This window comes from Neobacillus soli NBRC 102451 (assembly GCF_001591665.1).
GTDB lineage: Bacteria > Bacillota > Bacilli > Bacillales > Cytobacillaceae > Neobacillus > Neobacillus soli.
The window spans coordinates 77,194-91,118 of sequence record NZ_BCVI01000057.1 but is presented as its reverse complement, the minus strand read 5'-3'; the positions used below and the strand labels follow the sequence as shown (position 1 = coordinate 91,118).

At 43.9% G+C, this 13,925-nt stretch carries 13 protein-coding genes; 12 read left to right on the top strand and 1 reads right to left on the bottom strand.

Annotated elements, in window-relative coordinates:
* Positions 1–128: 128 nt before the first annotated feature.
* The 9 genes from purC to purD are packed head-to-tail and all read left to right on the top strand — an operon-like array spanning position 129 to position 9,811.
* The gene (gene purC, locus BSO02S_RS19705; protein ID WP_066071515.1) at positions 129–842 is read left to right on the top strand and encodes a phosphoribosylaminoimidazolesuccinocarboxamide synthase; all 714 of its coding nucleotides are present in this window, start codon (positions 129–131) and stop codon (positions 840–842) included.
* On the top strand, positions 835–1,089 hold the full coding sequence (gene purS, locus BSO02S_RS19700; RefSeq protein WP_066071513.1) for a phosphoribosylformylglycinamidine synthase subunit PurS: 255 nt from the start codon (positions 835–837) through the stop codon (positions 1,087–1,089). Before purC ends, purS begins: the two co-directional genes overlap by 8 nt.
* A complete protein-coding gene (purQ, locus tag BSO02S_RS19695) occupies positions 1,086–1,769 on the top strand; it encodes a phosphoribosylformylglycinamidine synthase subunit PurQ (protein WP_066071511.1) in 684 nt (227 codons plus the stop codon). Before purS ends, purQ begins: the two co-directional genes overlap by 4 nt.
* Positions 1,753–3,969, top strand: coding sequence for a phosphoribosylformylglycinamidine synthase subunit PurL (purL, locus tag BSO02S_RS19690; protein WP_066071508.1), 2,217 nt, complete (start codon positions 1,753–1,755; stop codon positions 3,967–3,969). The genes purQ and purL overlap by 17 nt, the downstream gene beginning before the upstream one ends.
* Positions 3,954–5,369, top strand: coding sequence for an amidophosphoribosyltransferase (gene purF / locus BSO02S_RS19685; RefSeq protein WP_066071504.1), 1,416 nt, complete (start codon positions 3,954–3,956; stop codon positions 5,367–5,369). The genes purL and purF overlap by 16 nt, the downstream gene beginning before the upstream one ends.
* 5 nt (positions 5,370–5,374) lie before the next feature.
* The gene (purM, locus tag BSO02S_RS19680) at positions 5,375–6,409 is read left to right on the top strand and encodes a phosphoribosylformylglycinamidine cyclo-ligase (RefSeq protein ID WP_066071501.1); all 1,035 of its coding nucleotides are present in this window, start codon (positions 5,375–5,377) and stop codon (positions 6,407–6,409) included.
* Positions 6,406–7,008, top strand: a complete 603-nt coding sequence (purN, locus tag BSO02S_RS19675) for a phosphoribosylglycinamide formyltransferase (RefSeq protein WP_066071498.1) — start codon at positions 6,406–6,408, stop codon at positions 7,006–7,008. The genes purM and purN overlap by 4 nt, the downstream gene beginning before the upstream one ends.
* Positions 6,983–8,521 (top strand): bifunctional phosphoribosylaminoimidazolecarboxamide formyltransferase/IMP cyclohydrolase, encoded by a 1,539-nt coding sequence (gene purH, locus BSO02S_RS19670; RefSeq protein ID WP_066071495.1) that lies wholly within the window; start codon positions 6,983–6,985, stop codon positions 8,519–8,521. The genes purN and purH overlap by 26 nt, the downstream gene beginning before the upstream one ends.
* Positions 8,522–8,536: 15 nt before the next feature.
* Positions 8,537–9,811, top strand: a complete 1,275-nt coding sequence (purD, locus tag BSO02S_RS19665) for a phosphoribosylamine--glycine ligase (RefSeq protein ID WP_066071491.1) — start codon at positions 8,537–8,539, stop codon at positions 9,809–9,811.
* 416 nt (positions 9,812–10,227) lie between these two features.
* Here the strand turns inward: purD and BSO02S_RS19660 are convergent, their stop codons facing one another.
* Complete coding sequence (locus BSO02S_RS19660; RefSeq protein WP_066071487.1) at positions 10,228–10,527, bottom strand: YgaP family membrane protein; 300 nt, start codon at positions 10,525–10,527, stop codon at positions 10,228–10,230.
* Between the two features lie 168 nt (positions 10,528–10,695).
* Here BSO02S_RS19660 and BSO02S_RS19655 point away from each other — a divergent pair, with 168 nt between their 5' ends.
* The 3 genes from BSO02S_RS19655 (at position 10,696) to BSO02S_RS19645 (ending at position 13,911) form a co-directional block, all read left to right on the top strand.
* The gene (locus tag BSO02S_RS19655; RefSeq protein WP_066071484.1) at positions 10,696–12,441 is read left to right on the top strand and encodes an adenine deaminase C-terminal domain-containing protein; all 1,746 of its coding nucleotides are present in this window, start codon (positions 10,696–10,698) and stop codon (positions 12,439–12,441) included.
* A 72-nt stretch (positions 12,442–12,513) separates the two neighbouring features.
* Positions 12,514–13,566: a DUF3048 domain-containing protein gene (locus BSO02S_RS19650; RefSeq protein WP_066071483.1), complete on the top strand. Its 1,053-nt coding sequence runs from the start codon at positions 12,514–12,516 to the stop codon at positions 13,564–13,566.
* A 30-nt stretch (positions 13,567–13,596) separates the two neighbouring features.
* Entirely contained in the window at positions 13,597–13,911 is a 315-nt protein-coding gene (locus BSO02S_RS19645) for a YerC/YecD family TrpR-related protein (RefSeq protein ID WP_066071480.1), read from the top strand.
* Positions 13,912–13,925 lie beyond the last annotated feature (14 nt).

Genomic DNA, 13,925 nt, shown 5'->3' with positions numbered 1-13,925 from the left:
GGTAAAAAGGGGTTTCCGCGGTCAATGGAGAAGGGTTTCATTGACCGAAAATGGGGTGCATTAAATGATTTTTTGCCCTTTCTCTATTATGAAAATTCCTAATATTGCAAAATAAGGAGTGGTCCACAATGAAAGAACTACTTTATGAAGGAAAAGCAAAGCGAATTTACAAAACTGAAGAAGAGAACGTTGTTTTAGTCGAATACAAAGATTCTGCCACCGCTTTTAACGGACAAAAGAAGGCGGATATCACAGGCAAAGGCCGTTTAAATAACGAGATTACCAGTTTGTTATTTTTAAAGCTTAAAGAAAAGGGAATCGAATCACACTTTATCCAAAAAGTCTCTGAAACAGAACAGCTAGTAAAAAAGGTAACCATTATTCCGCTTGAAGTAGTCGTTCGCAATGTCGCCGCAGGCAGCCTTTCAACAAGATTAGGAATCGAAGAAGGCAGCAAGCTATCAACGCCGCTCGTAGAATTTTACCTAAAAAATGATGACCTGGGCGACCCACTCATCACCATTGACCACATCCTTGAACTAAAAGCAGCAACAGCAGAGGAGGCAGCCATTTTACGAGAAAAGGCACTCCAAATCAATACAGTTTTATCAAGCTTTTTTGAGGGGCTCGGCATTCGTCTCATCGATTTCAAGCTCGAGTTTGGTAAAGACCAAGAGGGTCTAATCCTGCTTGCAGACGAAATATCCCCTGACACATGCCGACTTTGGGACCAACAGACGAATGAAAAGCTCGATAAGGATGTATTCCGCCGTGATTTAGGAAGTTTAACAGATGCCTATGAAAATATTTTAGCGAGATTGGGAGGTCGTCAGCATGTATAAGGTAAAAGTGTTTGTAACATTAAGAGAAAGTGTATTGGACCCTCAAGGAAAAGCTGTAACAAATTCCTTGCATTCTTTGAACTATCGTGAAGTCTCAGATGTACGTATCGGTAAATATATGGAACTGACCATTGAAAAATCAGATCGTGAAATTAACGAAGTAGTAAACGAGATTTGCACCAATCTCTTGGCCAACCCGGTCATTGAAGATTACCGTTATGAAGTAGAGGAGTGTGTGGTGCTGTGAAGTTTGCGGTCATCGTCTTTCCAGGATCGAACTGTGATGTGGATATGTACCATGCTATCAAGGATGAACTTGGCGAGCAGGTTGAATACGTGTGGCATGATGCTGAAAGTTTAGAAGAGTACGATGCAATCCTCCTGCCAGGCGGTTTTTCATATGGAGATTACTTGCGTTCCGGGGCCATCGCTCGTTTTAGCAACGTCATGAAAGAAGTGGTGAAAGCGGCGGAAGCAGGCAAGCCTGTTCTTGGCATTTGTAATGGATTCCAAATCCTTCTCGAAGCGGGATTGTTACCGGGAGCTATGAGGCGGAATGAAAGTCTCTCATTTATTTGCAAACCGGTCGAACTAAAGGTCGAAAACAATCAGACGATGTTTTCAAGCGCACTCACAGAAGGGGAAACCATCATGATTCCTGTTGCTCACGGAGAAGGAAATTACTATTGCGATGAGGAAACACTCGCAAAGCTAAAAGCTACTAACCAAATCGTATTTACCTATGGGCAGAACCCGAACGGAAGTCTCGCCGATATCGCTGGAATTGTGAACGAGAAGGGGAACGTTCTAGGGATGATGCCTCACCCGGAAAGAGCGGTAGATGAGCTTTTAGGCGGTGCCGATGGACTGAAATTGTTTCAATCGATTGTAAAGACTTGGAGGGACGCACATGTTGTCAACGCTTGAACCAAATCCTAATCAGATCAAAGCAGAAAAAATTTATCAGCAAATGGGTTTGTCCGATGCGGAATTTGCAATGGTTGAAAACATTCTTGGACGGACACCGAATTATACCGAAACAGGGCTGTTTTCCGTTATGTGGTCCGAACATTGCAGCTACAAAAATTCCAAGCCGATTCTTAGAAAATTCCCGATCACAGGTGAACGAGTTCTTCAAGGACCTGGGGAAGGTGCGGGAATTGTTGACATCGGGGATGAGCAGGCGGTTGTTTTTAAAATCGAAAGTCATAATCACCCATCAGCTATTGAACCCTATCAAGGAGCGGCAACAGGTGTGGGCGGGATTATCCGCGATGTTTTTTCCATGGGGGCAAGACCCATCGCCATGTTGAACTCGCTTCGCTTTGGCGAATTAGACTCCGCTCGCGTACGCTACCTATTTAAAGAAGTCATCGCAGGAATCGCTGGTTATGGAAACTGTATTGGCATTCCAACGGTTGGCGGCGAAATCCAATTCGATCCTTGCTATGAAGGGAACCCGCTCGTTAATGCGATGTGTGTTGGATTAATTGACCATAAGGACATTAAAAAAGGGCAGGCACATGGGGAAGGTAATACCGTCATGTATGTCGGGGCTAAAACAGGCCGTGACGGTATTCATGGTGCCACATTTGCTTCCGAAGAATTAACCGAACAATCGAATGAAGATCGTCCCGCGGTTCAAGTAGGCGATCCATTTATGGAAAAATTACTACTTGAAGCTTGTCTAGAATTAATTCATTTTGATGCACTTGTTGGTATTCAGGACATGGGTGCGGCCGGATTGGTAAGCTCATCTGCTGAAATGGCGAGTAAAGCGGGAATGGGTATTGAGATGAATTTAGACCTTGTGCCCCAGCGCGAAACCGGCATGTCTGCCTATGAAATGATGCTGTCTGAATCCCAAGAACGAATGCTGATCGTTGTAAAAAAAGGAAGAGAACAAGAAATCGTTGAGCTTTTTGAAAAATATGGTTTGGAAGCAGTCGGAATAGGGACGGTTACCAACGATAAAAAGCTTCGCCTTATTCATCAAGGGGAAGTTGTCGCAGACGTTCCGGTTGATGCCTTAGCCGAAGATGCACCGGTTTACCATAAACCATCTGCAGAACCTAGCTATTTTGCCGAGTTCCAAGCAATGGAGAATGAAATTCCGCAGGTTGAAGATATGAAAGAAACGCTTTTAAGCATCTTACGTCAACCGACCGTTGCAAGTAAAGAATGGGTTTACGAGCAATACGACTACATGGTGCGGACAAGTACAGTCGTTTCACCGGGTTCGGATGCAGCGGTGGTTCGAATTCGCGGCACCCGTAAAGCACTGGCAATGACAACAGATTGTAATTCACGCTATGTTTTTCTTGATCCAGAAATGGGCGGGAAAATCGCGGTTGCGGAAGCAGCACGTAATATTGTTTGTTCTGGTGCGGAACCATTAGCGATTACAGACAACCTCAATTTCGGCAACCCGGAAAAGCCAGAGGTATTTTGGCAGATTGAAAAAGCTGCGGATGGCATGAGTGAGGCCTGCCGGGTGCTTGGGACGCCAGTGATTGGCGGTAACGTCTCATTATACAATGAAACAAGCGGGACAGCCATCTATCCAACACCAGTAGTTGGGATGGTTGGATTAGTCACAGATATTGATCATATTACCACCCAGTATTTTAAAAAGAACGGTGATCTCATCTATTTAGTCGGGGATACAAAGGCTGAGTTTGGCGGCAGTGAACTGCAAAAGCTATTGAACGGACGCGTTTTCGGAAAAGCACCTGAATTAAACGTACAAATTGAAAAAGAAAGACAAGGTCAAGTTCTAGCAGCTATTCGTGCGGGATTTGTACAATCTGCGCATGACCTTTCAGAAGGCGGCTTGGCTGTAGGTCTGGCGGAAAGTCTTTTTTCTGCAGAAAAACTGGGCGCGGAAGTGAAAATTACAGGTAATACCGTTTCTGCCTTATTTAGTGAAACCCAATCCCGATTCCTTTTATCGGTTAAAAAAGAAAACCAAGCGGAGTTTGAAAGTTTAGTAGACGCCACTCTAATCGGCGAAGTCAATGATTCTGCTGAAATGCGAGTTTTAAATGAAAATGGACCAGTACTTGAAGCTTCTGTTCAACAATTGAAAGATGCCTGGAAAGGGGCGATCCCATGCTTGCTGAATTAAAAGGATTAAATGAAGAGTGCGGCATCTTTGGTGTTTGGGGGCATGAGGATGCGGCGCAGCTCACCTATTACGGGCTGCATAGCCTGCAGCACCGCGGCCAGGAAGGGACCGGCATCGTTGTCTCCGATGGAACTAAGCTTAAAGGAGTAAAGGGCGAAGGACTAGTATCTGAGATTTTTACGGCCGATGCGATGAAGCAATTAAACGGCAATGCGGCGATTGGTCACGTTCGTTATGCAACAGCAGGGGGCGGCGGTTATGAAAACGTTCAGCCTCTCTTGTTCCATTCCCAAAGCGGCAGTCTTGCCCTTGCCCATAATGGCAATCTAGTGAATGTCAATGCATTAAAACATCAGCTCGAAGCCCAGGGTAGTATTTTTCAAACAAGCTCTGATACCGAGGTTTTGGCACATTTAATGAAAAGAAGCGGCTTTGCGGATTCGAAAGATCGGGCCAGGAATGCCCTCCCGATGTTAAAAGGAGCCTATGCGTACCTCATTATGACAGAAAACGAATTAATGGTCGCTCTTGACCCGCATGGTCTTAGACCCCTATCACTTGGATGCCTTGGGGATGCCTATGTGGTGGCATCGGAAACATGCGCCTTTGATGTGGTTGGAGCAGAGTATATTCGTGATATCCGCCCGGGCGAGCTATTAATTATCAACGATGATGGGATTACATCTGAGCAATTCGCGGTTAATACAACGAAAGCCATTTGTACCATGGAATATATTTATTTTTCAAGACCTGATAGTAATATTCAGGGAATCAACGTTCATACGGCCCGCAAAAACCTTGGGAAAAGATTGGCAGTAGAAGCACCGTTCGAAGCGGATGTAGTCACAGGTGTCCCGGATTCAAGCATTTCCGCGGCGATTGGCTATGCGGAAGCAACAGGAATCCCTTATGAAATGGGATTAATAAAAAACCGCTATGTCGGCCGAACCTTTATCCAGCCCTCGCAGTCGTTACGGGAACAAGGGGTAAAAATGAAGCTTTCACCAGTACGAGGGGTTGTCGAAGGAAAACGTGTGGTTATGGTTGACGACTCGATTGTACGGGGAACGACTAGCAGAAGAATTGTGACGATGCTAAAAGAGGCTGGAGCAACGGAGGTTCACGTTGTGATTAGTTCTCCGCCGATTAAAAATCCCTGCTTTTATGGAATTGATACATCGACAAAGGAAGAATTGATTGCCTCTGATAAATCGATTGAGGATATGAGGCAGCTCATTGGTGCTGACACGTTAACGTTTTTAAGCGTGGAAGGAATGGTCGAAGCGATTGGTAAAAAAGATGGGGACGGAACGAGCGGCTACTGTCTTGGATGTTTTACAGGAAATTACCCAACGGAAATTTATCCAGATACACTTCAATATTATTATCAAAAGGGGTGACAAACTTGTCTAATGCGTATAAACAAGCAGGCGTTAATATCGAAGCAGGCTATGAAGCAGTGGAACGCATGCAAAAGCATGTCCAAAAAACAGCCAGGACCGGCGTGCTTGGCAGCTTGGGCGGATTTGGCGGCATGTTTGATCTGTCTGCACTGAACTTAAAAGAACCTGTTTTGGTGTCAGGCACCGATGGGGTTGGCACGAAACTGATGATTGCCTTTTGGATGGATAAGCATGATACGATTGGGATTGATGCAGTGGCGATGTGTGTCAATGATATTGTGGTCCAGGGTGCAGAGCCGTTGTTCTTCCTTGATTATATTGCTTGCGGAAAAGCGGAACCTTCAAAAATAGAAGCCATCGTCAAGGGTATTGCGGACGGCTGCGAGCAGGCAGGCTGTGCATTAATTGGCGGAGAAACAGCGGAAATGCCTGGACTATACAGTGAAAACGAGTATGATCTTGCTGGATTTACGGTTGGGGCTTGTGAAAAATCGAAGGTTATTACAGGCGAAACAATCAAGGCTGGAGATGTTCTAATTGGTTTAGCTTCAAGCGGAATCCACAGCAATGGCTATTCTCTCGTTCGGAAGGTCTTCAACAACTGGCCCTTACTAGATTTTGTTGATGAACTCGGGTGTACATTAGGAGAAGAATTACTGAAGCCTACTAAGATTTATGTAAAACCGATTTTGTCCGCATTGAAAAAATTTGACCTTAAAGGGCTGGCGCATATCACTGGCGGTGGATTTATTGAAAATATCCCCCGCATGCTTCCTAATGGCCTTGGCGCGGAATTGAGAGAACGGAGCTGGGAAATACCAGCGATATTTAATCTGATATCTTCTGTTGGACAGATTGAGTACCAGGAGATGTATAATATTTTTAACATGGGAATTGGGATGGTTATTGCAGTTGACCAGGAAAACAAAGCGGACCTGCTAGAACATTTTAAACAATGTGGTGAGACCGCGTATGAAATAGGCGTGGTTTCTGAAACTGAAGGGGTTCACTTTATAAATCATGGTGGCAGGTTATGAAAAATGTCGCTGTGTTTGCCTCAGGAAACGGAAGCAATTTTCAAGCGATCATCGATGTTGTTCAAGCAGGGGAGCTTGATGCCGCCATTTCACTTCTCGTATGTGACAAACCTGGAGCGTATGCCATCGCACGTGCGAACGATGCTAATATTCCAAGCTTTGTTTTTAATCCAAAGGTATATAGCAGCAAAGAGGGTTATGAAAAGGAAATATTAGAGAATTTAAAGAGTCATGGCGTGGAATTTGTCGTGCTTGCCGGATATATGAGATTAATTGGCCCAACTTTATTAGGAGAATATAAAGGGAGAATCGTGAACGTCCATCCTTCACTCCTTCCTGCTTTTCCCGGTAAAGATGCAATCGGTCAGGCTTTGGCGGCAAAAGCGAACTGGAGTGGAGTCACCGTCCATTTTGTCGATGAAGGAATGGACACAGGGCCAATTATTATCCAAGAGCGGGTTCAACTTGAGGAAAATGATACAAGAGAAAGCCTGCAGCAGAAAATCCAGAGAATCGAACACAAGCTATATCCATCCATCCTGCAAATGTTATTGATACAAGGAGATGTTTTTTATGACAAAAAAACGCGCGCTTATTAGTGTTTCAGATAAAAATGGAATTACGGAATTTGCAAGAGAATTAGTCAGCCTTGGCTTTGAGCTTATTTCTACAGGGGGAACGAAAAAGGCCCTTCATGAACAAGGAATTCCTGTACTTGGAGTAAGTGATGTTACAGGTTTTCCAGAAATTTTAGAAGGTCGTGTTAAAACGTTAAATCCGTTTATACATGGCGGCTTACTCGCGAAACAGGATGATGTGCAGCATCAAAAGCAGCTAGAGGAACATGGGATTGAAGCAATCCAACTTGTTTGCGTCAATCTCTATCCGTTTCAGCAAACGATCGAAAAGCCGGAGGTCACCGTAGCGGATGCGATAGAAAATATAGATATCGGCGGCCCGACCATGCTGCGTGCCTCCGCGAAAAACCATCAATATGTGACGGTTGTGGTGGATCCAAGTGATTATGAAACGGTTATTGCAGAATTGAAAGCTGATGGTACTACGAAACTTGAGACAAGAAGAAAGCTCGCAGCGAAAGTATTCCGCCACACGGCTGCCTATGATGCATTGATTGCGGAATACATGACTGACTTAGCGGGGGAGGAAACTCCAGAAAAATTAACGGTTACCTATGAATGGAAGCAGACACTACGTTACGGGGAAAATCCGCATCAACAGGCAGCTTTTTATAAAAGGCCGCTTGGCTCCACGTTCTCCATTGCCAATGCAGTGCAGCTTCATGGGAAAGAACTTTCCTACAATAATATTAATGATGCCGATGCAGCGTTGCAAATTGTCAAGGAATTCACGGAACCTGCGGCGGTTGCCGTGAAACATATGAATCCGTGCGGTGTCGGTACCGGGGAAACGGGATATGAAGCGTTCACCAAGGCCTTTGCGGCCGATCCTGTATCTATATTTGGCGGAATCATTGCTTTTAACCGTGAAGTTGACGCGGAAACTGCCGGAAAACTTCATGAAATTTTCTTAGAAATCATCATTGCCCCATCTTACTCAGAAGAGGCATTAGCCATTTTAACAGCGAAAAAGAATCTCCGCCTGTTAACGATTCCATTTGATGATGCGAAAAAACCTGAACTGAAAATGACGACGATTGAAGGCGGCTTGCTGGTTCAAGAGCAGGACCGGTACACGCTTGAAGATGCTAAGGTCTCAGTTGCAACAAAGAGACAGCCAACGGATGCTGAATGGGAAGCCTTAAAGTTGGGCTGGAAGGTCGTGAAGCATGTGAAATCAAATGCCATCGTTGTAACAAATGAGGATATGACGATTGGAATTGGCGCCGGTCAGATGAACAGAGTCGGGGCCGCGGAAATTGCCTTGAAACAAGCGGGAGCTAAAGCTGAGGGTGCCGCACTTGCTTCTGATGCCTTTTTCCCGATGGACGATACCGTTGAAGCGGCGTCCAAAGCAGGAATTACCGCGATTATTCAACCTGGCGGCTCGATTCGTGATGAGGATTCAATCAAAAAGGCAGACGAATATGGAATCGCGATGGTGTTTACGGGAGTAAGACATTTTAAACATTAATTGGGGGTGTAATCGATGAAGGTCCTAATTATTGGCCGTGGCGGGAGAGAGCACGCGATTTGCCGAAAGGTATCCGAAAGCTCACTCGTTGAACAGGTATTTGCAGCTCCTGGGAACGATGGAATGAAAGATGTTGCAGAACTTGTTTCCATTGAGGAGTCGGAACACGAACAGCTCATTCAATTTGCAAAAAATACGGGGGTTGGCTTAGCGATTATTGGACCGGAAGTCCCCCTCCTTGAGGGGCTTGCTGATAAATTCGAGGCGGCCGGTTTAGCTGCGTTTGGACCGCGGAAGGCCGCTGCTGCGATTGAAGGCAGCAAGTCTTTTGCAAAAGAGCTAATGAAGAAATATCAAATCCCAACGGCAGATTATGCGGTTTTTACTTCTTATGAGGATGCCCGCAACTATATAGAAGAAAAAGGTGCACCGATTGTTATTAAAGCGGATGGGCTAGCAGCAGGGAAAGGTGTCACCGTGGCCCTGACGAAAGAGGAAGCACTTGAAAGCCTTGAAGAAATGCTTGTTGATGCGAAATTCGGCGCCGCATCTTCCCAGGTAGTCATTGAGGAGTTTTTAAGCGGTGAGGAATTTTCGTTAATGGCCTTTGTGAATGGCGAAGTGATCGTTCCACTTGAAATCGCTCAGGACCATAAGCGGGCCTATGATGGTGACCAAGGCCCAAATACCGGCGGAATGGGTGCTTACTCTCCGGTTCCTCATATTGGTGAGAATACCGTTCAAACAGCTATTGAAAAAATCCTTATACCTGCAGCCAAAGCAATGGTGCAAGAGGGAAAAAGCTTTTGCGGGATTTTATACGCAGGTGTGATCAAAACAGCTGCGGGTCCAAAGGTGATTGAGTTTAATGCTCGCTTTGGTGACCCGGAAACACAGGTGATTTTGCCAAGATTAAGATCGGATTTAGTTGAAGTAATTTTGGAACTATTAGATGGCGGTAAGCCGCAGCTTGAATGGGATGAACAAGCCATGATTGGGGTTGTAGTAGCCTCTCAAGGGTATCCGGAGGCTTATGAAAAGGGTGCTGTACTAACGGGGTTAGCAGATTTTGATGATAAAGAAGTAGTTACTTTTCATGCAGGCACAGTCAAAAATGAATGTGGTGAGTTTATCACTGCTGGTGGCAGGGTGCTGCTCGTCGGTGCGAAGGCTGAGAGCCTCAATGAGGCACAAGAAAACGTGTATCGAGAGCTGGAAAAACTAAAGTGTGATGGTGTTTTTTATCGCAAAGATATTGGGGCCAAAGCAATTCTGTCTGTCCGCCGCTAGAGAGGGCTCACAATACTATATTCATGAGGACAAAAAAGTGAATTAAACATGATTCCTGTCCTCATGAGCCCTTCATGAGGACAGGAAATGTGATTTAAAGATGATTTCCGTCCTCATGAGTCTTTCATGAGACCAATAAGTGTGAATTAAACATGATTCCTGTCCTCATGAGCCTTTCATGAGGACAAAAAAGGTGAATTAAACATGATTCCTGTCCTCATGAGCCCTTCATGAGGACAAAAAATGTGAATTAAACATGAATCCTGTCCTCATGAGCCCTTCATGAGGACAAAAAGTGTGATTTAAAGATGATTTCCGTCTTCTTGAGCCCTTCATAAGGACAATAAATGTGGTTTTAAGATGAACTCGGTCCTCAATTAAGTCTTCAAGAGACCACAGAGGGGGCTGTTTTAACATTATGACGGATTATAAGGTACCACCTGATCCCCGTCTAAGTTGGTCAACCCTTCCATTCCATCCATGGAGTCAGGGGAACCTTCCTCCATCATGCCCTGACACTTTTCAAATAAAGCCGTCACAGGACAATAGCGGACAATTCCCTCCGCCACCTTCATCGCCCCGCATAAGGCCACAAACAAAAGAGAATCCCTCCAAGGGTTTTTGACAAGCTTGGAAGTACTCCAGGCAAGAATTGTTAACCCCAAGGTAATGCGAATTAACGCGTTCAAAATACCAATATTCGGCTTAATATTCATTTTGTTCACTCCTTCACAAGACTTTTACAATATTTATCAATTCTTTACTGCTTTAAACAGTAAAATATGATAGTATAATAATTAAAGAAATTTTTGTAAGGGCTTTCTTTATTATTAAATCAGCTTTTCATTATATAGATAGTTCTTTTGAAAAGGGAGGGACATGGTATGCTGGAACAACGCTACCGCTGGAAAAACAAACACTTACGCATGCATGTATCCGTTTTGGATGGGAAAACATCTCCGACCATTTTATTGAAAAACGCTTTGTATTTAAATCAGACGTTTCGCCAATGGATGAGAGCAAATATTTGGATTTATGATGATCGGATTGTCTATGTTGGCGAGAACCTGCCAACACATATCGAAGACTGCGAAATCATTGATTGCACCAACGAAATTCTGGTTCCAGGCTACATCGAACCGCATGCCCATCCGTTTCAGTTATATAATCCCCAAACACTCGCTGCCTATGCATCACAGTTTGGGACAACAACATTGATTAACGACAACATCGCCCTGATGTTAAATTTGAAAACAAGGGAAGCATTCTCATTATTAAAGGACCTTCGTTCGATTCCGACAACGATGTTTTGGGGGGGACGATTTGATTCCCAAACGGAAATTTTGAATGAAGAGGAAATATTTTCGCATAGTAATATTAAATCGTGGCTTGAGCATGATGCGGTCCTTCAAGGCGGGGAACTGACAGCCTGGCCGAAACTGCTTGATGGCGATGATATGATGCTTCACTGGATTCAAGAGGCAAAGCGGATGCGCAAGAAAATCGAGGGTCATTTTCCGGGGGCTTCTGAGAAGACATTGGCAAAAATGATGCTGCTCGGTGCCGATTGTGATCATGAAGCGATGACGGGAGAAGAGGTTTATAAACGCCTCATGCAGGGTTATATGGTGTCTTTAAGATATTCATCGATTCGGCCCGATTTGCCGCAAATTTTAGATGATATGAAGCGACTGGGCATAGAGGCCTATGATAGATTAGTATTTAATACAGATGGCTCATCATCTACCTTTTATGAACAAGGAATGAACGATCAGATGATTCGGATTGCGATTGAAAAAGGTGTTCCCGCTATTGATGCCTACAATATGGCAACTGTGAATATTGCCCGCTATTACAACATTGACCATCTTTATGGTACTATTGCCACCGGCCGCGTTGCCAATATCAATTTCTTATCTAGCATTGAAAATCCGACACCTGTTTCCGTCCTTGCCAAGGGGAAATGGGTCAAACAGGATGGGGTTAAAGCGGCTGATGCCTATCCGCCAATTACGTGGGGCGAATATGGGCTAAAGCCGATGGAGCTGGATTGGGAAATATCAATGGATGATTTACAATTTTCCATGCCTTTCGGAATAAAAATGGAAAACTCAGTCATCACAAAACCATATTCAATTTCCATCGATGCATCGGGGGACGAACTTCCTGCAGACCATGATGAATGTTTCTTCACGTTAATTGACCGAAAAGGAAAGTGGCGGATTAATACACTATTAAAAGGCTTCGCCACAAAGCTGTCGGCTTTAGCCAGTTCTTTTTCGAATACAGGGGATATTATTTTAATAGGAAAAAACAAACAGGATATGATCCATGCTTTTAATAGAATGAAAGAATTAGGCGGGGGCATTGTCATGGTAGAGGATACCGAGATCATTTGCGAGCTGCCCTTATCACTAAATGGAATTATGTCGGATCTTCCTGTCGAAGAGTTAATGATCCAAGAAAAGGCTTTGTTTAAGCAGCTGGCAGAGCGCGGCTATGCCTTTTCAGATCCTATTTATAGCCTATTGTTCTTTTCGTCAACACATTTGCCATACATTCGAATTACCCAACAAGGAATGTATGACGTCATGAATAAAACAGTACTCTTTCCGTCAATAATGCGTTAAACTGTTAATAACTAACGAGGTAAAGCGTGAAAGTATTTGCGATATATAAACGGAATCGAGGTGTTGATCCATATGAAAAAATGGGCTGTTGCTGTGGCAGCTGTCTTATTATTTTTATCCGGCTGCAGTAATAAGGAAAAGGTAAAGGAACCAGTGAAGAAAGTAAAAGTCGTTGATAAAGAAGCGGACAAAGAAAAGGAAAAAACGGAGACATTCCCGTATTATTATCCTTTGACAGGTATAGGCTCTGATACTGTAACGGAGGGAAGAGCCGTTGCTGTAATGATTAATAATCATCCAAAAGCAAGGCCGCAATCGGGTTTGGACAAGGCTGATATTGTCTATGAAGTACTTGCGGAGGGTGATATTACCCGTTTTGTTGCCGTTTTTCAAAGTGAACACCCGACCAAAATCGGACCTGTTCGGAGTGCGCGCGACTATTATATTGATCTGGCCAAAGGACTTAATGCCCTATATATCGCGCACGGCTATAGTAAAGAAGCAAAGAAAATGCTGGAGTCGAATTATATTGATAATTTAAATGGAATGGTTTATGATGGGACCCTTTTTCGACGGTCTAGCACAAGGAAAGCACCGCACAACTCCTATATTACCTATCAAAATATTTTGAAGGGTGCTAAGCTGAAAAAGTATTCGATGGAGAAGACCCCGCCAAGCTTTAATTTTTTGACCGAGGAAGAAAGCAAAAATATAGCTGGCAAAGAGGCGACCTCCGTTAAAATTACTTATTCTAAGGGTGGAATATCTGATTCCATTTACGAATTTGACGATACACTTGGCAAATATAAGCGCTTTTCAGGCGGAGAGCAAACAGTCGATTTAGACACACAGGCCCCTGTTTTGCTGGATAATATTTTGATAATTGAAGCCGTCCATCAAATCGTCGATTCGGTTGGACGCCGCGACATTGATTTAGAGTCAGGCGGCAAGGGCTATTTGCTACAGAAGGGCAAGGTCATGGAAGTGGATTGGAAGAATAAGGACGGCCAAATTGTTCCAGTTAAGGATGGGGAAGAGGTTCCGTTAGTACAGGGAAGAACATGGGTAAACGTTGTTCCAACAAGCCCTGGGCTTCAAAAAATTGTTTCGTTTAATGTAAAGTAATCAGCTAATCTAACTAAGGGGTAAAAAAATATGCAAATAAATAAATTACGAGGAAAAGAGCTTGATCAATTATTCAATGCCGTTCTTTCATTAAAAGATTTGGAAGAATGCTATCGCTTTTTTGACGATTTGTGTACCATTAATGAAATTCAATCATTATCGCAACGCTTAGACGTGGCAAGAATGCTCCGCGAAAAAAATACCTATCAAAAGATTGAAACGGAAACTGGGGCAAGCACTGCCACCATTTCCCGTGTCAAACGTTGTTTGAACTATGGAAACGATACGTATGATATGGTTTTTGAACGCATCAATAAAGAAAATAGCACAACTGAACAAAAATAAAAATAGCGGAACTG